The following is a 23,826-nucleotide window of genomic DNA, read 5'->3' on the forward strand; positions in this document are numbered from 1 at the left end:
CCCCGTCCTCCGCACGTGTGAAGGCACTTGGCCTCCTCGGCATGATGGCCGGGACCCTGCAGCTCTCCCGCGCCCTGACCGACCGGCAACTCGCCGACCAACTCCTCGAACAGGGCATCCGCAACGCCCTCGCACTCCTGGACGCCGAGCAGCACAGCTGAGACGCCATCCGCGTACCGATCAGAAGCTGGTCCGGTCGAACAAGGTCAGCGGCTCCCTCGACAACCGCATCCGCGTCGCTCCCGGCGCCGGCCACCCGCCGGGTGGCCAGACGATCCCACACCCCCTTCGACGAGGCATTCAACGCATCACCGGGAGGGAGGCCACGGTGCCTTCCTGGCAGAGAGATTCGTGCAAGGTGGCGTTCTCCGCTTCGAGTTCGGCGTTCCGCAGGCTGAGCGTCTGGATGTGGTTGGCGTAGGCGGCGATGGTGGCGCGTGCCTCCCGCTGCTCGGCAGCGTGTTGGGAGCGCAGCGCGCGGTCCGCCTTCTTGAGACGGGCGATGTCCGCCGTGAGGGTGTCGATCTGCGGTCGGGGCGCGTCCGGTGTCCGGAGCAGTCCGGTGATGATCTTCGCCAGGGGTGAACGGTAGTAGGTGGCGCGCGAGATACCCGCTTCCGTGCACAGCGTGGAGACGTTCAGGGCGCCGCGGGTATGTTCGGGGTTGCCGGTCACGATCCGTTCGAAGGCGTGCACGAGAGCCTGGTCGGGGCCCGGCCGTACGGGAATGCCACTGTTTTCAAGGGCGTGCCGCAGCCGCAGTGCGGCGGGGTCATTCATGCGTCGGGGCTTCCGGAGGAGGTGAGTTCTGCGATGGCGTGGTCGAGGTCGGCGATGTGGGTGGTCAGCGCGGCGGTCTGGAGGCGGGACAGCCCCTCCGGGGCGTCGAGCGGGCGCTGGGCCTGGGCGCGGGCGGTGGTCAGACGGGGCAGGTGGACGCTGGAGCGGCGGCCATTGGGACAGGTCAGGCGCATGGTCAGCAGCGGCAGGGGCCGGCCCGTGTGCTGGGCCCGCTTCGCGCACAGGGCGGTGGAGGGCTGGTAGAAGCAGTCGTTCGGGACGCCTGGGTGAAGGGTCTTCGTCAGGTGTTGCAGCATGGTGCGCAGCCGAGCGGGACTGGCGATGATGCCCGGCAGGTCGCCCAGTTCCCGGCGGATCCGGTCGAACTCGGCGTTCACGCAGCCGGCGGCGCCGCCGCTGGTGCGGTGGCCGTCGTTCCAGTCGTGGTAAAGGTCCTCGACATAGTCCAGCTGGGCGATGGCACGCTCGGCGGCTACCTCGGCGGCGAAGCCGGAGGCCGAAGTTCCCGCATAGCCTTCGAAAAGGGCGAGTTCGGCGTGCTGGTACTGCCGGGCCCCCGCAACAACGCCGAACGGCTGGTGCGCGATGTGCCAGGCCAGGGTGCGGCGGAACTGCCGGGTGCTCAGCCGCCACGGAACAGGTTCGTCTTCCCCTTCCTTATCCTGCGGTTTGTCGTGAGCGGACGTGTCGTTAACTGCTTTCGGCGATGAGCCGGGCGGTGGCCTACTGCTCGCAGGTGAACTGCGGCAGGATGCCGGTGGTGATCCGTTCCCAGGCCAGTGCATAGCGGGCGTTCCACTCCAGCACCGTCATCGCCTCGCGCTGGGCAGTCAGAAATCCGGCGAAGCTGAGAATCGCGGGCAGGTGCCGGGTGGTGAACACCGCGTTCGGGCACTCCAGGCAGCCCCACACCGCCACCGGGCAGCCGGAGCCCGGGCGGCGGGCGAATGGTGAGGCGTGGAAGTCACGGCAGGACGCCAGCCATACGTCGCTGTCCCTGGACAGGCCGTGCTGAAGGAGTCTTACGGTGCGCCCCGCGCCCTGACCTGTGTCGACGTGGCCGTCTCCGCGGGCAGGTCGCCGGCGATCACGGGGGACCTCAACGTGCTTGGCTAGGTTAACTACACGTAGAGATATAAAGGTGATTGATGCAATCACGCTTGTTTGATGTGGATCAGAAGGTTCATGCTTGATCTGTGCCCCCAACCCTGGCCTTGATCACCGGTGACTGCTCGGTCAGCGGTGTCGCCTGTGTTCCGCGCTCGGTCGCCCACCGCGTCCTGCCCACGGACCCGCGGAACGACCTTGCTATCGATCCGGGGGCGGTCGGCGCAGCCGTGGCGCAGCGTCCGACCTCCGGTGACGTCCGACTCCCAGAATGCTGCGCCCGAGTCGGCGGCTCCTCCCCGCTCCGCCCGTCTCGCCGGGCGCGCGGGGGCGGTGCCGTGTCTCCCGAGTCAGGAGGACCAGCGCGCCGCGCTCGGCGTGAACCTGGGCGCCGAATCCCTGCCACCGTCCGGCGGCAGCCACTCCTCTCCCGCCGTCCCGAGGGAACGGCAGCCTGGTTGAGCAACGGGCATGGCACACCTCCGCGGACGGCTCGACTACCCATACGCCCCTGCCAACCACCCGCACCCCATCGAGGGAGAGTGGACATGTCCACCGAACATCCCGCGGAAGCAGAGACTTCCCCCGTCGAGCCTCCGCTCGGGCCCACCCGGCGCACCTTCATGACCACGACCACCGCCGCAGGAGGAGCCGCTGTGGTGGGCGGCCTGGTCGCGGGACCGCCCGCGCTCGCCGCCGAGGAAGCGTTGGCCGCGGAGGAGCCGCCCGGCAGCAGCGTTTCGTTGACGGTCAACGGCGTTCGGCGCACCGTCACGATCGACAACCGAACCTCGCTGCTGGACCTCCTGCGTGAGCATCTCGACCTGACGGGCTCGAAGAAGGGCTGCAATGCCGGTGCCTGCGGCGCCTGTACGGTCCTGGTCGACGGTCGACGGGTCAACTCCTGTCTGACGCTGGCGGTGCGCCTGGAGGGCGCCGAGGTCGCCACGATCGAGGGCCTCGCGAAGGGCGACCAACTTCACCCACTGCAGCAGGCGTTCATCGACCAGGACGCCTTCCAGTGCGGCTTCTGCACGTCTGGCCAGATCATGTCGGGCATCGGGTGCATCCAGGAGGGTCACACCAGCTCCACTGCGGAGATCCGGGAGTGGATGAGCGGCAACCTCTGCCGCTGCGGCTGCTACGTGAAGATCGAGCGCGCGGTCGAGCAGACCGCCGCCGGCCGGAAGGGCTGAGCCCCGTGCATCCCTTCACCTACACCAAGGCCGCGGACATGCGTGAGGCCCTCAACGCCGGTTGGCGTGGCGGGCGTTACCTCGCCGGCGGCACCACCCTCGTCGACCTGATGCGGGAGACCGTAGAGCGTCCCGGCGTGCTGGTCGACATCAGCACCCTGCCGCTGCGCGAGGTCACCGTCACCGATCGCGGGGGCCTGCGCATCGGCGCCCTGGTCCGTATGGCCGAGGCCGCCGCCCACCCGAAGGTGCGCGTCCTGTACCCCGTCATCTCCGAGGCGCTGGAGCTGAGCGCCTCGGCCCAGCTGCGGAACATGGCGACCATCGGCGGCAACATCATGCAGCGCACCCGGTGCACGTACTTCCGGGACGTGACCGCCGCCTGCAACAAGCGTGAGCCCGGCTCCGGGTGCGCCGCGCTGCACGGCTACAACCGCAGCCACGCGATCCTCGGCACCTCCGATCACTGCGTGGCCACCCATCCCTCCGACGTCGCCGTGGCCTTCGCGGCACTGGAGGCGACGGTGCACGTGCTGGGCCCGGAGGGGGAACGGCGTATTGCCTTCGCCGACTTCCTGCTGCGGCCCGGCAGCACCCCGAACCGCGAACAGGCCCTGAGCAAGGGCGAGTTGATCACCGCTGTGGAAATCCCCGCCCTACCGCGCCCACTGAAATCCGGCTACCTGAAAGTGCGAGACCGCCAGTCCTACGAGTTCGCGCTCACGTCGGCCGCGGTCGCGCTGCACATCCGTGGCGGCGTCATCCGCGAGGCGAAGGTCGCCGCCGGCGGCGTGGGCACCGTGCCCTGGACCCTGCCCGCCGTCGAGCGCCACCTCATCGACGAACGCCCCTCCGACCGGCTGTGGGCGGAGGCCGCCGAGCACGCGGCCGAGGGGGCACACCCCCTCGCCCACAACGGCTTCAAGGCCGAGCTGCTCAAACGCACCGTCGAACGCCAGCTGCGCACCGTAGGAGGCACCAAGTGAGCCAGCCGCAGGCCGCCGTCGGTGCGGCTGTGCCCCGGGTCGATGCACGGCTGAGGGTGACAGGGGCAGCGAAGTACGCCGCCGACAACAGTCCCGATGGGGTCGTGCACGCGGTCATCGTGGAAAGCAACGTCGGTAGGGGCCGGATCACCGGCGTCGACACCCGCGCGGCCGAAGCCCAGCCCGGTGTCCTGAAGGTCATCAGCCACCTCAACGCGCCCAAGCTGCCGCCTGTGGAAGGCCGGTTCCCACCGGGCAAACCGCTGCGTGCCTTTCAGGACGACCGGGTGCAGTTCTTTGGACAGCCCGTCGCGGTCACGGTGGCGACCACGCTGGAGACCGCGCAGCACGCAGCGAGCCTGGTGACGGTCTCCTACGACGCGGAGCCCTCCTCGACCGACATCAACGTCGCCGACGCCGCCGGCGAAACCCAGATCTATGCACGCGGCGACGCAGACCGAGCCCTGGACTCCGCCCCCGTCCGGCTGGAGACGACGTACCGGACGGCCCGCAACCACCACAACCCGATAGAGCCGGCCGGCATCGTCGCCCACTGGGACGGCGACCGGCTGACCGTCTGGGAGAAGACGCAGTATGTGCAGGGCACCGTGTTCTCCCTGACCGGCGAGTTCGGCATCCCGCCGGACCACATCCGCGTCATCTCGCCGTTCGTCGGCGGCGCCTTCGGCAACGCCGCCCGCACCTGGGTGCACTCCGTCATCGCGGCCATGGCCGCACGCGAGGTGAAACGCCCGGTGAAGCTCGTCCTCACCCGTCGGCAGATGTACTTCGCCGTGGGATTCCGGCCCGCGTACGCATACGAACTGCGCATGGGCGCCGACCGCCAGGGCCGCCTGACCGCGTCGACGCACGACGTCCGCGCCGAGTCCTCCCGCTACGAGACCTACAGCGAAAGCGTTCTCGTCCCGGGCCGCATGCTCTACAGCACGCCCAACGTCCGCCAGGCGTACGACCACGTCCCGCTGGACGTGAGCACGCCGTGGTTCATGCGCGGCCCCGGCTACGCCAGCGGCGCCTACCCCGTCGAGTCGGCCATGGACGAACTCGCCCACGAACTGGGCGTGGACCCGATCGAGCTGCGGTTGCGCAACGAACCGTCCGACGACGAGTCCAGCAACCTGCCGTTCTCCACCCGCCGCCTGCGCGACTGCTACCGCACGGGCGCTCGCGAGTTCGGCTGGCACCGGCGCAACCCCGAGCCCCGCTCGACGCGGGACGGCGACTGGCTCATCGGTATGGGCATGGCCGCCGGTGTCTACGACACCGCGCGCAGCCAGGCCCAGGCCTCGGTCCGCCTCGACGCCGACGGCACCGCCCTGGTGCAGTCCTCCACCAGCGACATGGGGCCCGGCACGGCTACGTCCATGAGCCAGGTCGCCGCTGACGCCCTCGGCCTGACCATGCGCCAGGTGACCTTCCGGCTCGGGGACTCCCTCATGCCCCCGGCCCCCGTCCACGCAGGCTCGATGACCATGGCCAGTGTCGGATCCGCCGTTCAGGACGGTTGTGACAAGCTGCGCAAGCAGGCGATCACGCTCGCGGTCAAGGACGAGGGATCGCCGCTGTACGGGGCGGATGCCGCCGACATCGTCGTACGAGGCGGTCGGCTGTATGTGAAGGACGAGCCCGCTCGCGGGGAGAGCTACCAGCGGCTCCTGGCCCGCAACGACCGGACGCACCTCGAAGTGCTCGGCTCGTACGCCGGGGCGCCGGAACCGGAGAAGTTCTCCCTGTACGCCTACTCCGCGCTGTTCGCCGAGGTGGCCGTCGACGCCCGTCTCGGCCTGGTACGGGTGCGGCGCATGCTCGGCGTGTACGACGCCGGTCGGATCATCAACCCGAGACTCGCCGACAGCCAGGCCATCGGAGCCATGACAGGCGGGATAGGTCAGGCCCTCCTCGAGCACACGGTCACCGACCACCGCGACGGACGGATCGTCAACGCCAACCTCGCCGACTACCTCGTGCCGACCCACGCCGACATGCCCGACCTGAAGGCGATCTTCATCAACGGGCAGGACTACGAAGCCGACCCCATCGGCGTCAAAGGACTCGGTGAGGTCGTCATCGTCGGAGTGGCGCCCGCCATCGCCAACGCGGTGTTCAACGCCACCGGCCGCCGCATCCGCGAACTGCCCATCACCGCAGAAGCTCTCCTCTGAGCTCCCGGGTGGCCCGCGTGCCCACAACACGCGGCTACCCGGGCACCACGCGGTTTCCTCCCCTAGGGCGCGGCGACGGCCCGTCAGCCCACACCTCACGGAAAGCCCCCCATGCTGAACATCACGGACACACTGCACGACTGGTGCCACGAGGGCAGGCCGTTCGCCCTGGCCACCGTCATCGCCGTCAGAGGCAGCGCACCCCTGCCAGTCGGCACCGCACTGGCCGTAGATGCCGACGGCAACGCGGTCGGTGGCGTCTCCGGCGGTTGCGTCGAGGCAGCGGTGTACGAACTGGGCCGCCAAGTGCTGGCAGACCGCGCTGCCCCCGCACGCGTGGCCTTCGGGTACTCCGACTCGGATGCCTTCGCCGCCGGCCTGACCTGCGGCGGGGAGATCGGAGTCCTCGTACAGCGCGTGGAGCCCGGCGCCCAACCCCAGCTCGCCATCGCCCTCGATGCCGTGACCGCGGGGCTCCCGTCGGCCGTGGCCCACGTCGTCGACGGTCCCGGTGAACTCGTCGGCCGTATGCTCCACATCCCCGCCGAGGGCACCCACGACGGCACTCTCGGGGGCGAGAGCGAGGACCGGGCTGTCGTGGCGCATGCGCGTGCGCTCCTGCGGGCGGGCCGTACCGCCTCGGTCGAGGTCGGCGGCAGTGGGAGAGAATCCGAGGACCCGGACGACGGCACCTGCCCGCGCAAGCTCACCATCCTCGTCCACGTGCACGCGTCCCGACCCCGCATGCTGATCTTCGGCGCCGTCGACTTCGCCGCCGCCCTCAGCCGGGCGGGGAGCTTCCTCGGCTACCGGGTGACCGTCTGCGACGCCCGCCCGGTCTTCTCCACCCCGGCGCGCTTCCCGCACGCCGACGAGGTCGTCACCGACTGGCCCCACCGTTACCTCGCGGCGACCGAGACCGACGCCCGCACCGTCGTCTGCGTCCTCACCCACGACGCCAAGTTCGACGTCCCTCTGCTGAGTCTGGCGCTGACTCTTCCTGTCGGCTATGTCGGCGCCATGGGCTCGCGACGCACCCACGAGCACCGGGTCGATCTGCTCAGGGAAGCCGGCGTCTCCCAGGACCAACTGGCGCGTCTGCACTCACCGATCGGCCTGGACATCGGAGCCCTTACTCCCGAGGAGACAGCGATCTCCATCACGTCGGAGATCATCGCCCACACCAACCGCGGCACGGGCCTGCCTCTTTCACACGGCGTCGGCCCCATCCACCTCCCCGCGCAGCCTCTGTCCGGTCTGGTGACGGCGCCGTAACCCCCGCCACAGGCACCTCCGGAACAGGCCCCCAGCGCGCCCAGTGGTGCTCGGCCGGTCAGGCACCGGGGCGGGCGCGGCCGGTCTGGTAGGCGATCACCACGAGTTGGGCGCGGTCGCGGACGCCGAGCTTGGTCATGATGCGATTCACGTGGGTCTTGGCGGTCGCGGGCGAGATGTGGAGCTGTTCGGCGATGCCGTCGTTGGAAAGACCCGCGGCCACGAAATCGAGCACTTGACGCTCTCGGTCGGTCAGGGTGGTCAGCTCCGGGGCCGGAGCGATCGTCCGGTCGGGTGTGGTGAGGTAGTGGGCGATGAGTGCCCGGGTCGCACTGGGTGACAACAGCGCCTCTCCCTGGGCGATCAGCCGGATGGCGTCGAGGAGGTAAGAGAGCTCCACGCTCTTTCCGAGGAAGCCGCTGGCCCCGGCACGTAGCGCCTGGAAGACGTACTCGTCGGCTTCGAAGGTCGTCAGGATCAGCACTCGTACGCCCGTGAGGTCCTTGTCCGCCGAGATGGCGCGGGTGGCGGCGAGGCCGTCCATGTCGGGCATCCGGATGTCCATCAGCACGACGTCGGCTCGGGTGCTGCGGGCCAGCACGACCGCCTCTTCACCCGTCTCGGCCTCTCCGACGACTTCCAGGTCCGGCTCCGACTCGATGAGCATGCGGAAACAGGTGCGGACGAGGGCCTGGTCGTCGGCGAGCAGAACGCGGATGGTCATCCCTGCCTCCCCTCGGCGGTGTTCGCGGGCAGGTCACCGCCGGACCGATCTGACGTGCGATTGTCGGCCGGCGGTCCGGCCGCAGGCATCGGCAGCCGCACCGCGAGGCGAAAACAACCGTCGGCGTCCGCTTCGGCATTGAGGCTGCCGCCGACCGCCTTGACGCGCTCACGCATGCCCGTCAGCCCATGCCCGGTGCCCGTCGCCGCCGATGCGGGGTACGGGCCGGAGTGCAGGGGGTTGGTGATTCGAATGCGCAGTTCGTCGGGCCTATAGTCGACGAGCAGGTTCGTCTCGGCGGTCGCGCCGTGCTTGTGAGCGTTGGTCAGCCCTTCCTGAACGACGCGGTAGGCAGTCAGGTCGATGGCCGTCGGCAGAGGAAGCGGATGGCCCGCCTGCCGGTGGCGGACACTCAGCCCGGCGGCGGCCAGCGATTCGAGGAGCCCTCCGAGACGGGACAGGCCGGGCACGGGTTCGGTCGGCTCCGTCTTGTCCGTCTCGTCGCCGGGCTGCCGTAGTACGTGCAGCAGCGGGCCCAGTTCGTCCAGGACTGTGCGGCCGGCCTCACGGATGTGACCAAGCGCGACCTCGGCCTGATCCGGCCGGCCCCGAAGGAAGCGGCCGGCGACTCCTGCCTGAATGGTGATCAGGGCGATGTGGTGGGCGATCACGTCATGGAGTTCCCTTGCGATACGCAGCCGCTCTTCGGCGACCCGACGGCGGGCCTCTTCTTCCTTGCTCTCCTCCGCCCGCAGCGCTCGTTCCTCCATCGCGGCGACGTAGTCGTGCCAGGTGCGCACGGTGACCCCAACGGCGGCGAACATCCCGGTCCAGGCGAACACAACGTCGGCCTCCGGGCTGAAGGCCGAGTCCGCCACCCAGGTCAAAACGGCGTACAGGGCGAGGGCTGTGCCCAAGGTGACGAACAGGGCGGTTCGCCGACGGACCGTTCGGGCCACGGTGTAGACCGCGATCAACGCGGCGAGCTTCAGTGCTCGCGACGGATACGACGCGAGGACGGTGAAGGCCACCTCCCCGAGCACTGCCAGCGCCAGAACAGGTATCGGTGCTTGGCGACGGGCCAGCAGAAGCAGGAAGGCGGCCACCGCGGCGACGGCGTCGGCACCCGACGGACGGATGCCGTCGGGCCACTGTCCGAACAGCTGGGGCAGCAGACCGATACAGCCCACGAGGGTGGCGAGGGTGGCATCCACCAGACGTGGGTGAGCGCCGATGACCCGTTGAAGCGATGCCGGTCCGATCACGGTGTCACCGTTCCTTGGTACCGATCCTCGGTTTAAGGACAGATGCGGCCGCCTGCCTCTAGTCGCGCCGCGAGGGTCACCACCGGGCCCCCGTACTGGGCGTGCGGCCGCTGGCTGTGGCCCGTGCCGGAGCGACCACGTCGGTTGCCTGCTCCCGCCGCTTACCGGCGCACCAGCCCGCCCGACGAGGCGCGCAACGGCAGCCGACGACAGCGGTATGGGAATGCGCTGCAGGCCAACAGCCGACTCGTGAGGCACCTACGACGCCGATCTCAGCGCGGGTCGACGTGCCCACCGCCTCACGCCTCCCGGACCACGTCGGCCACCTCCTCGAGCAGTGCCCTCAACTGTGCGGCCTTCTTCGGACCGAGCTTCTCGGCGATCCGCTGTTCGATGTCCAGGATCACCGCCTCGGCCCCCTGCAGGGAGTCGCGGCCGGCGTCGGTGAGGTGCAACTCCTGCACGTGGCGGTGGCGCGGGTGCGGTCGGCGTTCCAGGTGACCCCGCTCCTCCAGGCGGGCCACCTGGGAGGCCACTGCTTGCGGGGTGACGTTCAGGCGCCGGGCCAGTTCCGCGCCGGTCAGACCGGGATCGGTGTGGACGGAGATCAGCAGGGTGTACTGAGCAGCCGCGATGCCCAGCGGTCGTAGTCGCTGATCCTTCCGGGCCTGAACAGCCCACTCCGCCCGCCGAAGGGCCCAGGTCACCCGGGTCAAGTGCTCGGCAGGGACCGGTCGTGCGTCATCCTTTGTCACCCGATGAGAATACGGTACCTGGACACTTAGCAAGTAACTTGATTGTCCTCAAGTGTATGAATCACTCTCGAGCTGGCCAAGCGGCTGATCTCTCACATCGCGGCACCAGGGTGAGTGACGGAGGAGATCGCACCATACGCGTCCGCGCATCTGCCACGTGATCATCACGGTGTGGTGCGGTCGGCGGGCCTGATGGGGTCGCTCTTCCCAAGCGGGCCACCTCGGAGGCCACTGCCTGGGGTGACGCTCAGCCGACGATATCGCGGGCTGAGACCTCGCGAACCGTCTCGGCGACTTGGTCGAGCAGTGCTCGCAGCTGTGCTGCATCCGAGCCGAGGCCATCGGTGACCTGCCGCTCAATGTCGGCGATCACTGCGTCGGCTGCACGCAATGCCTCCCGACCGGCGTCGGTGAGGTGCAGCTCCTGGATGTGACGGTGGCGGGGATGCTCACGTCTCTCCAGCTGCCCGCGACTCTCCAGGCGTGCCACCAGTGAGGCGATGGCCTGTGGGGTTACGTTGAGGCGGCGGGCGAGTTCGGCGCCGGTCAGCCCCGGCTCGTCGTGTACGGAGATCAGGAGCGTGTAGTGCGCCGCCACCATGCCCAGCGGACGCAGCCGCTGCTCCTTGAGGCTCTGCACCGCCAACTCCGCGCGGCGCAACGCCCAGGTCACCCGGTCGAGCGCACCGAGCCCGACGGGCTCCTCATCTTCACGTATCACGCGAGAAGGATACGACACTTCAGGACAGTCAAGCGTTTGACACATGCCTACTGTTTGAGGAACCTTGGTCCCATGAATCGCACCATTGCTCTGATCACTGGCGCCTCCTCCGGCATCGGCGCCGCCTACGCCCGTCTCCTGGCGGACGAACATGACCTCGTCCTGGTGGCGCGACGCGCCGACCGGCTCGCTGACCTGGCCGAGGAACTCCGCGCTCAGGGAGCAGCAGTCGAGGTTCTGCCCGCCGACCTCATGACCCAGGACGGCATCGCCGCTGTCACCGACCGGCTTGCCGCCGGGGACGTGCGCATGCTGATCAGCAACGCCGGCGCCGGCGGTTACGCCCCGCTCGCCGACGTCGACCCCGCCGACATCGACCGCCTGCTCACCCTCAACGCCGTCGCCCCCGTCCGGCTGGTCCACGCCGCGCTTCCCGGAATGCTCGCGGCAGGCGAAGGCACGATCGTCACTGTCGCCTCGCTCCTCGCCTTCAGTGCGGGCCTGACTGATTCGCGAGCACCCCGACGCACCCTGTACGTCGCCGCGAAGGCCGCCACCTTGGGCTTCACACGCACCCTCGCCGGTGAGCTCGCCGACACCCCGGTACGCGTCCAGGTGGTGTGCCCCGGCGTTGTGGCAACAGAGTGGAACAGTGGCGCGGGCCGCAGCATCCCCTCGGCGATGTCGCCCGAGGACGTGGCCTCGGCCAGCCTGGCCGGGCTGCGCCTGGGTGAGACCGTCTGTGCCCCTGGTCTGGAGAGCCAGGACTCAGCCCTGGACGCCTTGCTCGCCGCAGAGCTCGCTTTTGTCCGGGGCGGCAACCAGCCGACACCTGCGGTCCGCTACACGGAACCGCGGAGTTAAAACCCCTTTCCCAGGCGCGTAATTGGGACGCGAACGCGGCAACCCGGCCAGGTAAACGACTGCGGAAGTCTGCTGGACATCACGGTGCTCGAACACTACGGCGTCATCGCAGCGATGGTGCCGCTCAACTGGCCGCCGATCTACTCCGCCCGCAAGCTGGCCCCGCTGCCGGCCCTGCATGGTGGAGACCAGCAGGGGAGGGAGAAGGCGGCGCCTGCCGGATTCGCTGGTACAGGGAGCGTCGGACTACCCCTGCGGCCCTCAATGCCTCCACGTTTTCGACCAATCCCCGGGTTGACTTGAGCACCGAGCCGGGCCCCGCAGATGCGCGATTAACTGAACGCCACGAAGGATTCCGATGGGATCGCTCAGGGCTGGCGCCTGCGGAGTCCCCGCACGAGAGGGAAAGCTGAACCGCCCCCGGTCCCGCGCACCTCTCCGTACAGCGGCTGGGAGGCGCGGGATGCGTTTCCCATCGTCCGAACAACGCCGAACCAGCCGGTCATCGGTGCCTTCGTGCTGCGCCGTGGTCGGGTGCCGAGGAAGCGAGGAGTTGGGAACGACGCCGAAGCCCGCTGTCGCTCTGGTTTGCTGCCTGACCGCGTGCGCGAACGCCCCCGAGCAGGCACTGAGATGCGGGTCGCACGGATAAGAGCATGCGGGTAGCCGTAAGAACCTATGCGTGCTCTTGCCACTGAGTGGCCGAGCAGGCGGGGCGTCCAGCGCAGCGCTGGTGTCCCTGGCAGGTGCGCCGTTCCTTACCGCGACCGCGGCCCACGCCCATGCCCATGCCCATGCCCTGGGGAGCCTCGGCGGAACAGTTGGCTCGGCGGCTTCGCTACCCTGCCCGGCGACCCGTCCGGACGCCGACGGTACCGATGGCGTCGACGGCGAACGGGCACACCGACATCGAGAAGGGTCTCAACGAGTTCGCGGGAGGGTGACGCCGTATCTCTCCACGGCCCTCCCGCTACGGGCGCAGGAGCACCTTGCCGCGCGCCCGGCCGGTCTCGCTCAGCTCGTGCGCCTGGGCGGCGTCGGCGAGAGGGAAGCTTCGGTCGACGCGCACGCTCAGTCGGCCGTCGGCGGCAAGGCGGGCATACTCGGTGAGCTCTGGCCCGAACCGTCGGTTGTCGCCGGAGAAGGTGATGCCCAGCTCGAAGGCCCGAGGGTCGGAGATGGTGACGATGCGGTTGGTGGTGCCGCCGCGCAGCTCCACGGAGACATCCAGCGCGTCGATGCCGGCGACGTCGTAGACGGCGTCGACGCCCTGCGGGGCGACGGCGCGGACCCGGTCGGCGAGGCCGTCGCCGTACACCACCGGAATCGCACCGACAGAACGCAGGTAATCGTGGTTGGCCTCGGATGCCGTACCGATCACGGTGGCACCGCGGGCCACGGCGAGCTGGACGCCGACGGAGCCGACCACGCTCGCGGCTCCGTGAATCAGAAGGGTCTCGCCCAGGCCCACCGCGAGCTCACCCAGCGCACGGTCTGAGGTCTCGACGGCGACGGGCAGCGCAGCGGCCGTCTCCCAGTCGAGGCCGGCCGGCTTGCGTGCGAAGTTCGAGGTCAGGGCATATTCGGCATAGGAGCCGGTCTCGGTCCAGCCCATCACCTCGTCCCCGATCGAGACACCGGTGACACCGTCCCCCAGCTCGTCGACGATGCCGGCCGCTTCCATGCCCGGGACGGCGGGGAAGGACACGGGTCCCATCATCTCCTGGACCCAGCCGCGGCGAATCTTGAAGTCGATGGGGTTGACGGCGACGGCCACAACCCTCACCCGTACCTGCCCGGGGCCGGGGTGCGGCTCCGTCACCTCCGCCAGCCGCAGAACCTCCGGACCACCGTACTCCTCGTACGAGATCGCCTTCATGCCTGTCACTTCCCGTCGAACGTATGCATAAGGCCGCCGTGGCGGCGGCCGGTCGTGGACTACTCCTCCAGCCTGCGGCTGGGCGGCTGAGCGGCCGCTGTCCTTTCGGATGGTTCCCACTAGTCGAAAGGCCGATCCGACGGGAGGGCCCGGCTGCTTACGCTGGCGGACATGAACCTGATGGCCGCAGTCGAGCTGATCCAGGCGCCGCTGTCCGAAACTCTGCCGTGCCTGTCCGCCGTGCTGGCGGAGGCTGTTGCGCACCGGGCGCTCGCCCAGCTCTCCGGCAACTGCGCGTACTCGCCGTTCCTGACCTACGGTGAGCCCCCCGGTCGGCCCGGCTCCCTCATCACCGCCGCCGAACTGGTCGCGCTGCGGCCGCTGTTGCCTGCGAGGGGCACCTGGCAGGGGCGGGCGAGGATAGCGGGCGTCGACGTTCCCGTGCTGGCCCTCACCAGTGACATCACTGGGCAGAGCGCGCTGCTGGTCGTCGTACGGACCGAGGACACCCCCGTACCGGAGGAGCACCTGGTGCCCGCCCAGTTGTTGTGGGACCTGGTGTCCGCGCACCGGGAGGGGCTGCGGACCGAGGCGCTCCCGGGCTCGCTGGCTGCGTCGCGAGCCGCGGCAGCGGCACGGGCCGCAGCCATCGCCGAACTGGGCGACGCGCACGGGGGCGTGCTGACCGCGCTGCTCGGCATTCTGCGCGACCGCACCCTGGACGACACGAACGCCCGTACGCGCGCCGTCGACGTCGCCGTCTCGGCCCTCGCTGACCTGCGGTCACGAGCTGAACTCGACCGGTCGCTGGCGGAGGAGCGGGCCGGGGACGCCTTCGAGCGGCTCGCCGTGTCGTTGCGCCGGATCCTGCGCGCACGCAACGTACGGCTGGAGCTGGGGCCGCCCGGCGTGGAGGAAGGCGCGGACCGCTTGCTGCCCGCCGATGTCACCGACACGCTGCTTGCCGTGGTCCGGGCCACCGTGCACGCGTCACTGGACGACCAGGGCCACGGCCCGGAAGGTGACGGGGAGCACCGCGTCCATGTCGGCTGGAAAGTCGGTACGGACGAACTGCGCGCCACCGTACGAGACAGCGGACCCGGGACCCTGTCCCGCGGCGCCCTCGACGCCCGCCGAGTCAACGAGCGTCTTGCACCGCTCGGTGGGCGGGTCGACCTGGACGCGGTTCCCGGCTGGGGCACGACGGTGACCTTCGAGATCCCGCTCGCCTCGCCCAGCACTCCCCGTCAAGATCCGCTGACCGCGCTCGGCGCACGGGAACTGCAGGTGCTGGGACAGCTGGCCCGCGGCCGGCGCAACCGGGACATCGCACAGGATCTGCACATCAGCGAGTCAACGGTGAAGTTCCACGTGGCGAGGATCCTCGGCAAACTGGGCGTCAGCTCCCGTGGGGAGGCGGCCGCCCTCGCCCACGATTGGGGTGCCGCATAGCCTGTGCCGTCGGCAGATGAGGGCTGTCGCAGCGGCGACCAGGAGTTCCCGGCGTGTCCCGTTGCTGTTGGCGCATGGAGCAGAGGTTTGCTTTCCTCGTCCCCGGTTCGCCTACCTTTCTGCGCTACCTATCTCATTCCAGTGCACCAGAAGTGACTCATTGCTCAGCCCGTTCGGGCGATGAGCTGATCACAGGCTACGGACACCTTGGTCGGACACCGGGCACGTCCGCTGGTGCACATCCCTCGCACGCGTCGAACCGCCCTTCAGCAGGCGAAGTTGAGAAGGACGTCGATGTACTGCCGTGCCCTGGGGCTGCCGACCCGTGGGCGCACCAGGCAGCGATTGCGTCCTTAATCGTCCGGCCGTCCAATGGGATCACCTACATCGCCGGACAGGCGGGCTGCCTGGCCGGCGATGTAGGTGGCAGTCTCATGCGTCATCGTCTACGTCCTGCCGCCGCGTGTTTTCTTCACGGGCCAGGCCGAGCAGTTCTAGCACCGGCCGCGCGGACAGGAGGACCGTTCGGCGTCATCGGCGCGAATCCTCCGTCACCCAGGGATTGCACGTCGCCAGACGTCGTGCGCGTGGCGAACGGCGGCCTTGCCTCGGTTGGCGGTCGTCGTCATTCGCCTTCGCAGATGCCCTCGACAGCGAACTTCTGGTACAGGTGCGGGTAGGCGACGGTGCCGACGGGATAACCCGCCAGGTGGGAGGCGAACTCCGGCGTGGCGAACGCGGCACGGAGGTGCTCGGTGGTTTTCCAGACCGCGACGTTGGTGAACAGCCGGCTGCCGCCGATGCCGCGGTACAGCTGCACCGAGAGGAGGCCTCCCGACTTCTTCATGTACTCCGCGTCGTCGGTCCAGGCGGCCACCACCTCGTCCTCCTTGCCTTCCGGGGCGACGAACGTGTTGATGATGGTGACCGGACCGGTCTCCTCCTTCTGCTGGTCGAGGAAATTGGTGGACTCGTCGAGATTTCCGAACTGCAGCATGGTTGCTCCATGAGCTTGATGGGCTGTCAACGTCGCTTCCCGACATGCGGTCTACAACAGTTGGCAGCGATCGCGACTGAAAGGCTGAACAGGTGAGGGCCTTCCGGTTCGGTGTGGATGCGACGTCTGCACCGAACTGAAAGGCCCTCGTGATCCCCCGTATCGCACCCCTGAGCGAGATCGGACGCCTGCGCTTGGCCCGCTGTGTGGTCGAGGGCAACTGGCCCCACGGTGGGGTGCGGAGCGCTTCGAAGTCTTCCCGGCCGCCGTCCGGCGGTGGGCGGGAAGGGTCAGAGTGCGCTCAGTGCGGCGCGGGCGACCTCGTCGTCCTGGACCGGGGTGCCTCCGCCGACCGCGAGGGCGCCGATGAACTGGCCGCTCTCGAAGATCGGTCGGCCGCCGGCGAGCAGGCTGGCGCCACTGGCGACATGGGAGGCGATCTGGGCCGGGTCCTTGATGTTGGTGGCCAGGTCGGCGGTGGCTGCCCGGTAGGTGCGCGCGGTGTGTGCTTTGTGGGGTACCAACGCGGCTGCCGCCGGGCTGTTGTTGTCCATGCGAAGGGATGCCTTTGTCTCTCCGGCGGAGTCGACGACCAGCACATACATGGGTGGAAGATTCGTGTGGTCCCGCACGTAGCGGATGGCGGCCTCGGTGAGCCGCTGAGCCTGGGCCAGGCTGATCGTCCGCGTCGCGGTCGACCCCATGCTGCCCGTGGCGGCCGCGGCGCTGTCGGCGAGGATCTGGCTCAACGCCACTCCACCCGCCGCCGCCCCCGCCATCCCGAGCATTCCACGTCTCGTGGCCAGGGTGTTGCCGGACTCTTCTGTCATGGCTTTACTCCCGCGTTCTTGTAGGGAACGTTCTCACGCATCTCGGGATCTTCTTAGGCGTCCTGCCCGCGCCGACGGGCTGGTTGTTGCCGGTGACCATGGATGCCTGGTGCAGACGACGGGCGATGGCGTGGCCACCGCGCCCGCCCTCTCCCAGTCACTTCATGCATGAAGTTATATCTGCCGTCACTTCATGGTGCAACTGATGTCGCGAGTGATGTACTTCACGCGTGAAGTCATGTCTCGTGCCTGAACCGAGACGTCACGGCCTTAAAGCTCAGCGGAAATCGGCGCTGGCCGCTGCCTGGGCGATGCGCCGCGCGATCTGGGTCATCTGACGCACCTGTGCGGGCGAGAGGCTGTCGAAGACGAGGTGGCGGACCGCGGTGACGTGATCCGGGGCGCTGGCTTCGAGCTTCGCCATTCCTGCGTCGGTCAGGCCGGCCAGGGTGTAACGGCCGTCGGTGGGATCGGGGCGGCGGGTGAGCCAGCCGCGGCGCTCCATACGGGTCGCGACCTGGGACAGGCGCGGCAACTGACCTGCGGTGAAGTCGGCCAGCTCGCTCATGCGCAGCGTGCGCTCGGGGGCCCGGGACAGGCCCACGAGGACCTGGTACTCGAAGTGCGTGAGCCCGGCGTCGCGCTGGAGCTGCCGATCCATTGCCGCGGGCAGCTTGGTCACCATGCCGACCAGGGCCATCCAGGCGTGGAGCTCCTCCTCGTTCAGCCACTGGAACGGTTCCGCAGCCTCGCTGCCCCTTGCCGACTCGGCTTGCCCGCCGGGGCTGTGTTCGCCGGCAGGTACGCTGCGGGTCCGCTTCACGGGGCGGTTCTTGGCCATGAAACGGATTCTATGCGCGAGGGATGACTGGCCTTCCTTGCCTAGCGGCCGAACAGGCAGTCGCATTCCGCTCGTGAGGCTGCGCACGAAGGTTCTTCTGGCGGCCGGCCAGCCGCACACGTTCGTCGCGTCCTGCCGCATGAGTTCTCGGCGACCAGGTCGGGCCCCGCAGATCCTGGTGGAGTCACCGCATTCCACGCGCGCGGTCGACTCGAACTGATCCCTGCACTGCGCCACTACGGCTTCGGCCTGATCTCATGGAGCCCGCCGGGCGGTGGCCTGCTCGGCGGAACCCCTGTAGAAGGCCGACAGCGGTCGACGCTCGTCCCCCGACTTCCTGGCTGCTGTCGAGCAGCACCGGCCACAGCTCGAACGGTACGAAGCCCTGTGCGCGACCTCGGCAAGCGGCCAGCGGACGTCGACCTCGCCTGGCTGTTCCACAACCCCGGCGGTCGCAACCACCATCGTCGGGCCGCGAACCCCCGAGCGGCTGCACGAGACACTCCGGGCCGCGCACCTGACCCTGTCCCCAAAGATCCTTACTCGAGTTCGACGAGATCTGGCAGGGTCCCAGCGACGAGGCTCCGGAAGCGTAGATGCCTGGTAGCTCGGCCACCCAGGCGTCAAGCACGGCCGATTGACCGAGTTTCGCGACGCCAAGAACCACCTCCGTTGGTCCCGCCGATCGGTCTCGATCCCCGGGCCGATCTACTTCCGCGGGGAGCCCGGCCGAGGAGACGGTTCCGAGGGCGTGCCGAGGCGGGCCCGAACTCGGTCTCGTGCAGCACGGTTCAAGGACGGGAAGCCCGTCTCGGGAGGGGAGAAGGAATCCCATCAGGGCGAGCAGCGCACACGAGCCGAGGTTGACCGCCCGGTAGCGGAGGAAGACCGCGGCGAACTCGCGGATGGTCGCACTGGGCCAGAAGTAGGCGGCGGTGGGCGAGCCGATGACCTGGCCGTTCACACCGGTGCGCCGGGCTGTGAGGGCAGCGCGGAAGACGTGGAAGTTGTTGGTGACGACCACACACCGGTGGTCCGGCTCGCGTTCCCGCATGAGCGCCTCGCTGAAGCGAAGATTTTCCTCCGTGCTGCGCGAGCGGCTCTCCCGTACGACGTGCCGCTCCGGGACGCCATGGGCGATGAGGTGGTCGGCCATCGCCTCGGCCTCGGCCAGGTCCTCGTCGGGGCCCTGGCCTCCGGAGGTGACCAGCACGGGCGGCGTACCTCGCGCCGCCTGCGCCTCGTACACCGCGCGCGCCCGCTCCAGTCTGCTCGCCAGCAGGGGCGGCACCCGGGAGCCGTCGATCAGACCGGATCCGAGGACGACGACGAAGTCCACGTCGTGACGGATCTTCAGCCGCGCGTAGAGGAAGGCGTAGGCGAGGAAAGACAGGAAGACGTACGAGAGGTAGCCGGCCACGAGGAGGACCGCTCCGGCGACGCGCCGCAACGGCGCCGAGTCGACGTCGGCGGCCGTAATGGTGAGCGTGACACAGCCGAGGACGGCCAGCCCCGCCAGCCCGGAGAGCAGGTTGGCGGGGCGTCGGCCCTTCTTGCGGACCATCGTCACCCCGTTCGCGATCAGGAAGAACGCGAGGGCCAGCACCCCCAGAGCCAGCAGCGCGAAGGTGAGGGCCACTGCCGCGAGGAGTGGTGCGGGCGCGCTGCCGACTGCCACTTGGGCGAGCAGCGCCACGGTCAGCAGGACGAGGGACAGTCCGAGCAGGATGGCGTTGCCGAAGCGGCGGGGGTCTTGCCGCGTCCGGTCCAGGAAGAGCAGGAAGGCCAGCCCGGCGAGGATCGCGAAAATGACGGCAGGCATGGGTTGTTGTCACCTCTGCTGATCGGCGGGGCGTCCTGACCCAGGACGTGGGCACGGCGGGTGGTCTGCTACTCGGGGCGTGGGCCCGACTGCTCCGTGACCGACCTCAGCAGCGGACGGCTGAGCGCGCCGGCCGCCAGCATTCCCCCGACGCCGAGGCCGAAGCACAGGACGAGCAGGGCCATGCCGCCGGTGTCGACAGATGTTCGCCGAGGCGGGCCAGCGCGGCATGGCCGAGGGTTCCCGCCGCGGTGCCGGGGACGGGATGCCGGTCGGCGGGAAGACGGCGGAGGAGGTCGGCGAGGGCCGGGGAGATCCACACCTCACCCGGCTTGGGGAAGCGGGTCATGCCGGGCGGGGCGGGGGCGTTCTTGCCCGGGAGCTGTGCCAGGTCGACGACTGTGACGGGGGTACCGCCGCTGAAGGTGGTGCCGACGGCCTCGACGGCGACCGGGGCCGCGGACTTGACGGGGGTGCGCCATTCGATGCGGTCGGCTCGCTGCTGGAAGCCGAGGTTGACGGCCACGCAGAGCAGCAGGAGTCCGGTGCTGATGGCGCCGCGGCGACGGACAGGGAGGTGGCCAGCAGCCCGGAGCGGCCTCCGGCGCGGGTCAGCCGCCAAGTCAGGGTCCAGGTAGTGCGATCCAGGGCCGTCCTCGGGTTCGGCGCCCTCATCGGTCGTACCTCGCGTCCGTGTCGGAGCCGGTCGGGTGTCCGGGTGTGCGCCAGGCGGCGAGGCCAGCCGCCTGGGCAGCGTGAGCCACGGCGTTGGTGCCTGCGGCCCCGTCCGGCGTCCGGCGGTCCTCACTCAGGCGGCCGTCGCGGACCCGGACGGTGCGGTCGCACCAGCGCGCCACGTCCTCGTCGTGGGTGACCACGACGAGTGCGGTTCCCTGCCTGCGGGTGGTGGTGACCAGTAGGTCGATGACCTCCATGCCGGTGACCTGGTCCAGTGCGCCCGTGGGCTCGTCGGCGAAGATCACCTGAGGGCTGCCGACCAGCGCGCGGGCGATGGCCACCCGCTGCGCCTGCCCGCCGGACAGCTGTCCGGGCCGCCGCTCCTCCATGCCCGCCAGGCCCAGCGGCGGGAACCACTCCCGCGCCTTCTGGACCGCCTGGCGGCGAGGCATGCCGCCGAGCATCAACGGCAGGGCCACGTTCTCGTCGGCGGGCAGCTCCGGCAGCAGCTGGCCGGACTGGAAGACGAAGCCGAAGCGGGTCCGGCGCAACTCGCTGCGGTGCGGCTCGCCCAGCTGGTCCACGCTCACCCAGGCTCCGTCCGGGGGACCCCCGTCTCGCTTCGCTCGTCGGCGAGCATTACCTTTCCCTCGTCGGGGCGTTCGATGCCGGCGAGGCAGTGCAGCAGGGTGGACTTGCCCGACCCGGACGGGCCCATGATCGCCAGCGACTCGCCCGCCGCGACAGACACGTCGACACCGGCCAGGGCGCGGGTCAGACCGTAGGACTTCTTCAGACCGGCGCCCACAAGGACGGGGTGGGTGGCGGTCGTGCGGTACGAGTTCATCGGGCGGCCTCGACGGTGACGAGGGCGCACAGGACGAGGCAGAGCCCGGCGAGCGCCGCCAGGGCCACTTGGAGAACGGTGAGGATCTGCATGCCTTCGACGATCCCGCCGTACCGCCCTGCCCGTCCTCGGCCGCCAGACCGGTCCGGAGCGGTCGGCGTCGGCCTGCGGGCCGACCCGCTGCTGCTCCCCCGGCCCGCCCGGCGGGTGGAGCGTCCGGCCACCGCGTGGTGCAGGAAGCGCTGACGAACGGGCGCCGCCCCGCCCCTGGTGCGACCTCGTCGTCCGCCTCGTACCGCGCGACCGACGCCTGTCGCCCGCCTGACCCGTGAATCGGCTTGTGGGCCGACCCCGGCCGCACACTGTCGGCCGACGGGCCGAAACGCAGCCGCCGTCCGGCGGGCCACTCTTCCGGTGACAGCCTCACCGCAGCAAGCGCATCGCAGGAGAGAAACATGAAATACGTCGCTGTGTCCCTGATGACCACCGCCGTCGTGGCCGTGGGCGGATTCGCTTTCGTGGCCGTACCGCGACTGCTGAGCACGGAGTCGACCAGCTCCGTCGGTTCCACCGGGGCCGTGAGCCGTACGGAGGTCGAGAAGCAGGTCCGCGAGAACTACTCCCTGCCGCTCGTCCAGGAGAAGCCGAAATCCGTGAGTTGTGCCGGAGGTCTCAAGGCGCGACAGCGCGACTCGGTCGAGTGCACTGTCATGTCCGAGAACGGAAAGCGGCAGCAGATCATAGCGTCCGTGACCAAGGCCAACGGGAACAGCGTCTCGTACGACTACGCGGTGCTGGAGCAGTAGAAGTGGCGTCGTCTGACCCTCGCCCGGATGCCGACTCGGCGCGCCAGCCCTTCCGAACGGTCACGCCGCGCCGGAGCCCGCACCACGCAGGCCCAACGGTGGCAAGGCATCGGGATTGAGCTCGGCAAGCACACGGAGCAGCAGGGAGTGAACGACTGCCCGCTCAGCGGGGGTCAGGGCCGCCAGCGCTTCTCCGTCAAGTCGTTCCACCACCTCCCGCGCCATGTCGGCCAGCTTCGCACCGCCGTCGGTGATGGTCAGCTGGACGGTTCTACGGTTCGAAGGGTGATCGTGGCGCGCGAGAAGGCCGCGGTCCACCAGTGCGTTGACAGCGGCGCCCATGGACTGGGGCGTGAAGCCGGTCCTGCGTGCGATCTCGGCGGCGGACACCCCTGGCGTCCAGCCGACGTGCTGCAACGCGTTGTGCTGCGCCGCCGTGAGGTCGAGCGAGCGCAACGCTTTCTCGAGCCGCGTCCCCATCACGTGGACCATCTGCCACGCCAGGTAGCCCATGCGTGTGGACGGATCTGCGTGTGTGCGGCTCACGAGCGGCTCCAACAGTAAGGTACCTGATATTTCTATGGTACAACTATAAGGCACCTTGTAATTAGAGACGGAGAGCCCTCCCCCATGTCCACATCACCCACCACTTCCGCTGAGGCGCGCCATGCGTCCCATCACCACGCGATGGACACCGCTCCGGCGCCGCAAGGTGCCACCGGAGTGAAGGGAGTTCTGCTACCGGTCGCGATCGTGCTGGTCATCGGATCGATCTTCGTCAGCGTGTTCCTGGCCGCCTTCCACGCCCCGCGCCCGCACGACCTTCCGGTCGCCGTCGTCGGGACGACCCAACGGCTCGAACAGGTCACCGGAGGGCTGGAGCTCGGCCTGTCCGGCGGATTCGAGGTGAAGCGCTACGCCGACGAGAACGCGGCCCTCCGCGCGCTGCAGGACCGCAAGGTGTACGCCGCCTATGTCACCGGCCCCGGGAACTCCGCGACGTTGCTGTACGCCGGAGCCAACGGCCCTTCGGTGACCTCGACGGTCACCGGCGCCTTCTCCGGTGTCGCCAAGGCGAACAATGACCGGCTGACCATACGCGACGTCGTGCCGGCCTCGGCGGGCGATACCCGCGGCATGTCGGTGTTCTACGCCGGGTTCGGCGTCGTGCTGGCCGGATTCCTGTTCGGCATGATGACCTACCAGATGGCTCCGCGACTGGAGTACCGGTGGAGACTGGCCAGCCTGGCCTCCTTCAGCGTCCTCGCCGGCGTCCTCGTGGCGGCGATGGCCGGAAGCCTCGGCTTCGCGGCACTGCCCGGGCCCTTCCTGGGCATCGCGGGGATCATCGCACTGTTGGCCGCAGCCGTCGGCAGTGCGACCATGATGTTCATGCGTGTCTTCGGCCGGGCCGGGATGTCGCTGGCCGCCGTGGTCCTGCTGACCTTCGGCAACAGCACGAGCGGTGGCACGCTGCCCGCCGCCTATCTGCCGGGCTGGCTGCATCCGCTCTCGGAGGTCCTCCCGGTGGGAGTCGGCGTACGGGCCGTCCAGGGCTTGTCCCACTTCAACAACGACGGTCTGACTACGGGTATCGCTGTCCTGATGGCGTGGATCCTCGTCGCCGCCGTGGTGCTCTTCTGGCTTGATGCCCGCGGACCCCGCCGCGCAGCCGTCGACTGACCCAACTCCTGCCCTGCCGCATTCCCAGGCACCGTCCGTGGGCAACGGGAGTGGTATTGGTCCATGGCACGGAGACGCGGCCGGGCTGCCCGGTAACGTCCCGGCGAGCAACAC

General features: G+C 69.4%; 22 protein-coding genes and 3 pseudogenes. 10 read left to right on the forward strand and 15 right to left on the reverse strand.

Annotated elements, in window-relative coordinates; translation table 11 throughout:
- Positions 1-161: pseudogene (locus ABZ027_RS39355) on the forward strand (TetR/AcrR family transcriptional regulator); the annotation flags it as partial.
- Positions 162-300: 139 nt separating this feature from the next.
- Here ABZ027_RS39355 and ABZ027_RS39360 read toward each other — a convergent pair.
- From ABZ027_RS39360 to ABZ027_RS39370, 3 genes are read right to left on the reverse strand one after another with little or no spacing between them, the layout of a single operon-like run.
- Positions 301-780, reverse strand: a complete 480-nt coding sequence (locus ABZ027_RS39360; protein WP_356777199.1) for a hypothetical protein — start codon at positions 778-780, stop codon at positions 301-303.
- Positions 777-1,586: a hypothetical protein gene (locus tag ABZ027_RS39365; protein WP_356777201.1), complete on the reverse strand. Its 810-nt coding sequence runs from the start codon at positions 1,584-1,586 to the stop codon at positions 777-779. The genes ABZ027_RS39360 and ABZ027_RS39365 overlap by 4 nt, the downstream gene beginning before the upstream one ends.
- The gene (locus ABZ027_RS39370) at positions 1,525-1,959 is read right to left on the reverse strand and encodes a hypothetical protein (protein ID WP_356777203.1); all 435 of its coding nucleotides are present in this window, start codon (positions 1,957-1,959) and stop codon (positions 1,525-1,527) included. The genes ABZ027_RS39365 and ABZ027_RS39370 overlap by 62 nt, the downstream gene beginning before the upstream one ends.
- Before the next feature lie 497 nt (positions 1,960-2,456).
- Here ABZ027_RS39370 and ABZ027_RS39375 point away from each other — a divergent pair, with 497 nt between their 5' ends.
- The 4 genes from ABZ027_RS39375 (at position 2,457) to ABZ027_RS39390 (ending at position 7,548) form a co-directional block, all read left to right on the forward strand.
- Positions 2,457-3,104 (forward strand): (2Fe-2S)-binding protein, encoded by a 648-nt coding sequence (locus ABZ027_RS39375; protein ID WP_356777205.1) that lies wholly within the window; start codon positions 2,457-2,459, stop codon positions 3,102-3,104.
- A gap of 5 nt (positions 3,105-3,109) precedes the next feature.
- Positions 3,110-4,090: a xanthine dehydrogenase family protein subunit M gene (locus ABZ027_RS39380; RefSeq protein ID WP_356777207.1), complete on the forward strand. Its 981-nt coding sequence runs from the start codon at positions 3,110-3,112 to the stop codon at positions 4,088-4,090.
- Positions 4,087-6,273 (forward strand): xanthine dehydrogenase family protein molybdopterin-binding subunit, encoded by a 2,187-nt coding sequence (locus tag ABZ027_RS39385; protein WP_356777209.1) that lies wholly within the window; start codon positions 4,087-4,089, stop codon positions 6,271-6,273. The genes ABZ027_RS39380 and ABZ027_RS39385 overlap by 4 nt, the downstream gene beginning before the upstream one ends.
- Positions 6,274-6,384: 111 nt before the next feature.
- A complete protein-coding gene (locus ABZ027_RS39390; RefSeq protein WP_356777211.1) occupies positions 6,385-7,548 on the forward strand; it encodes an XdhC/CoxI family protein in 1,164 nt (387 codons plus the stop codon).
- 58 nt (positions 7,549-7,606) lie between these two features.
- Here the strand turns inward: ABZ027_RS39390 and ABZ027_RS39395 are convergent, their stop codons facing one another.
- The 4 genes from ABZ027_RS39395 to ABZ027_RS39410 form a co-directional block, all read right to left on the reverse strand.
- Positions 7,607-8,272 (reverse strand): response regulator transcription factor, encoded by a 666-nt coding sequence (locus tag ABZ027_RS39395; protein ID WP_356777213.1) that lies wholly within the window; start codon positions 8,270-8,272, stop codon positions 7,607-7,609.
- On the reverse strand, positions 8,269-9,378 hold the full coding sequence (locus ABZ027_RS39400; RefSeq protein ID WP_356777215.1) for a histidine kinase: 1,110 nt from the start codon (positions 9,376-9,378) through the stop codon (positions 8,269-8,271). Before ABZ027_RS39400 ends, ABZ027_RS39395 begins: the two co-directional genes overlap by 4 nt.
- Before the next feature lie 458 nt (positions 9,379-9,836).
- The gene (locus ABZ027_RS39405) at positions 9,837-10,292 is read right to left on the reverse strand and encodes a MarR family transcriptional regulator (protein WP_356777217.1); all 456 of its coding nucleotides are present in this window, start codon (positions 10,290-10,292) and stop codon (positions 9,837-9,839) included.
- Positions 10,293-10,539: 247 nt separating this feature from the next.
- Positions 10,540-11,013, reverse strand: a complete 474-nt coding sequence (locus ABZ027_RS39410) for a MarR family transcriptional regulator (protein ID WP_356777219.1) — start codon at positions 11,011-11,013, stop codon at positions 10,540-10,542.
- A gap of 72 nt (positions 11,014-11,085) precedes the next feature.
- Here ABZ027_RS39410 and ABZ027_RS39415 point away from each other — a divergent pair, with 72 nt between their 5' ends.
- On the forward strand, positions 11,086-11,877 hold the full coding sequence (locus ABZ027_RS39415; RefSeq protein ID WP_356777221.1) for an SDR family NAD(P)-dependent oxidoreductase: 792 nt from the start codon (positions 11,086-11,088) through the stop codon (positions 11,875-11,877).
- Between the two features lie 970 nt (positions 11,878-12,847).
- Here the strand turns inward: ABZ027_RS39415 and ABZ027_RS39420 are convergent.
- A complete protein-coding gene (locus ABZ027_RS39420; RefSeq protein WP_356777223.1) occupies positions 12,848-13,756 on the reverse strand; it encodes an NADP-dependent oxidoreductase in 909 nt (302 codons plus the stop codon).
- Between the two features lie 171 nt (positions 13,757-13,927).
- Between ABZ027_RS39420 and ABZ027_RS39425 the strand changes: the two genes are divergently transcribed.
- A complete protein-coding gene (locus tag ABZ027_RS39425) occupies positions 13,928-15,208 on the forward strand; it encodes a LuxR C-terminal-related transcriptional regulator (RefSeq protein WP_356777225.1) in 1,281 nt (426 codons plus the stop codon).
- A gap of 625 nt (positions 15,209-15,833) precedes the next feature.
- On the opposite strand, the gene ABZ027_RS39430 is transcribed toward ABZ027_RS39425, so the two are convergent.
- A complete protein-coding gene (locus tag ABZ027_RS39430; protein ID WP_356777227.1) occupies positions 15,834-16,205 on the reverse strand; it encodes an antibiotic biosynthesis monooxygenase family protein in 372 nt (123 codons plus the stop codon).
- Between the two features lie 149 nt (positions 16,206-16,354).
- Between ABZ027_RS39430 and ABZ027_RS39435 the strand changes: the two are divergent.
- Positions 16,355-16,461: pseudogene (locus tag ABZ027_RS39435) on the forward strand (IS481 family transposase); the annotation flags it as partial.
- Positions 16,462-16,495: 34 nt separating this feature from the next.
- Here ABZ027_RS39435 and ABZ027_RS39440 read toward each other — a convergent pair.
- The 5 genes and pseudogenes from ABZ027_RS39440 to ABZ027_RS39460 form a co-directional block, all read right to left on the reverse strand.
- Positions 16,496-17,035 carry a heme-binding protein gene (locus ABZ027_RS39440; RefSeq protein WP_356777229.1) on the reverse strand — a complete coding sequence of 180 codons (540 nt, stop codon included), beginning with the start codon at positions 17,033-17,035 and terminating at the stop codon, positions 16,496-16,498.
- A 277-nt stretch (positions 17,036-17,312) separates the two neighbouring features.
- Positions 17,313-17,876, reverse strand: a complete 564-nt coding sequence (locus tag ABZ027_RS39445) for a MarR family transcriptional regulator (RefSeq protein ID WP_356777231.1) — start codon at positions 17,874-17,876, stop codon at positions 17,313-17,315.
- Between the two features lie 184 nt (positions 17,877-18,060).
- The gene (locus ABZ027_RS39450; RefSeq protein ID WP_356777233.1) at positions 18,061-19,698 is read right to left on the reverse strand and encodes a YdcF family protein; all 1,638 of its coding nucleotides are present in this window, start codon (positions 19,696-19,698) and stop codon (positions 18,061-18,063) included.
- A 106-nt stretch (positions 19,699-19,804) separates the two neighbouring features.
- The gene (locus ABZ027_RS39455; RefSeq protein WP_356777235.1) at positions 19,805-20,224 is read right to left on the reverse strand and encodes a hypothetical protein; all 420 of its coding nucleotides are present in this window, start codon (positions 20,222-20,224) and stop codon (positions 19,805-19,807) included.
- 280 nt (positions 20,225-20,504) lie between these two features.
- A pseudogene (locus tag ABZ027_RS39460) lies at positions 20,505-21,223 on the reverse strand (ABC transporter ATP-binding protein); the annotation flags it as partial.
- A 455-nt stretch (positions 21,224-21,678) separates the two neighbouring features.
- Between ABZ027_RS39460 and ABZ027_RS39465 the strand changes: the two are divergent.
- On the forward strand, positions 21,679-22,029 hold the full coding sequence (locus tag ABZ027_RS39465; protein WP_356777237.1) for a DUF4333 domain-containing protein: 351 nt from the start codon (positions 21,679-21,681) through the stop codon (positions 22,027-22,029).
- Between the two features lie 60 nt (positions 22,030-22,089).
- Here the strand turns inward: ABZ027_RS39465 and ABZ027_RS39470 are convergent, their stop codons facing one another.
- Positions 22,090-22,575: a MarR family transcriptional regulator gene (locus ABZ027_RS39470; RefSeq protein ID WP_356777239.1), complete on the reverse strand. Its 486-nt coding sequence runs from the start codon at positions 22,573-22,575 to the stop codon at positions 22,090-22,092.
- A 177-nt stretch (positions 22,576-22,752) separates the two neighbouring features.
- Between ABZ027_RS39470 and ABZ027_RS39475 the strand changes: the two genes are divergently transcribed.
- Positions 22,753-23,712: an ABC transporter permease gene (locus ABZ027_RS39475; protein WP_356777241.1), complete on the forward strand. Its 960-nt coding sequence runs from the start codon at positions 22,753-22,755 to the stop codon at positions 23,710-23,712.
- The last annotated feature ends 114 nt before the right edge of the window (positions 23,713-23,826 follow it).

It is taken from the genome of Streptomyces sp. NPDC006332, assembly GCF_040612855.1.
In the GTDB taxonomy this organism is placed as follows: domain Bacteria; phylum Actinomycetota; class Actinomycetes; order Streptomycetales; family Streptomycetaceae; genus Streptomyces.

Bases quoted from the DNA above. Each gene is read 5' to 3' on its own strand.
- ABZ027_RS39360 (WP_356777199.1), bottom strand. From the start codon at position 780: ATGAATGACCCCGCCGCACTGCGGCTGCGGCACGCCCTTGAAAACAGT.
- ABZ027_RS39365 (WP_356777201.1), bottom strand. From the start codon at position 1,586: ATGCACTGGCCTGGGAACGGATCACCACCGGCATCCTGCCGCAGTTCA.
- ABZ027_RS39375 (WP_356777205.1), top strand. From the start codon at position 2,457: ATGTCCACCGAACATCCCGCGGAAGCAGAGACTTCCCCCGTCGAGCCT.
- ABZ027_RS39390 (WP_356777211.1), top strand. From the start codon at position 6,385: ATGCTGAACATCACGGACACACTGCACGACTGGTGCCACGAGGGCAGG.
- ABZ027_RS39395 (WP_356777213.1), bottom strand. From the start codon at position 8,272: ATGACCATCCGCGTTCTGCTCGCCGACGACCAGGCCCTCGTCCGCACC.
- ABZ027_RS39415 (WP_356777221.1), top strand. From the start codon at position 11,086: ATGAATCGCACCATTGCTCTGATCACTGGCGCCTCCTCCGGCATCGGC.
- ABZ027_RS39420 (WP_356777223.1), bottom strand. From the start codon at position 13,756: ATGAAGGCGATCTCGTACGAGGAGTACGGTGGTCCGGAGGTTCTGCGG.
- ABZ027_RS39425 (WP_356777225.1), top strand. From the start codon at position 13,928: ATGAACCTGATGGCCGCAGTCGAGCTGATCCAGGCGCCGCTGTCCGAA.
- ABZ027_RS39430 (WP_356777227.1), bottom strand. From the start codon at position 16,205: ATGCTGCAGTTCGGAAATCTCGACGAGTCCACCAATTTCCTCGACCAG.
- ABZ027_RS39440 (WP_356777229.1), bottom strand. From the start codon at position 17,035: ATGACAGAAGAGTCCGGCAACACCCTGGCCACGAGACGTGGAATGCTC.
- ABZ027_RS39445 (WP_356777231.1), bottom strand. From the start codon at position 17,876: ATGGCCAAGAACCGCCCCGTGAAGCGGACCCGCAGCGTACCTGCCGGC.
- ABZ027_RS39450 (WP_356777233.1), bottom strand. From the start codon at position 19,698: ATGCCTGCCGTCATTTTCGCGATCCTCGCCGGGCTGGCCTTCCTGCTC.
- ABZ027_RS39465 (WP_356777237.1), top strand. From the start codon at position 21,679: ATGAAATACGTCGCTGTGTCCCTGATGACCACCGCCGTCGTGGCCGTG.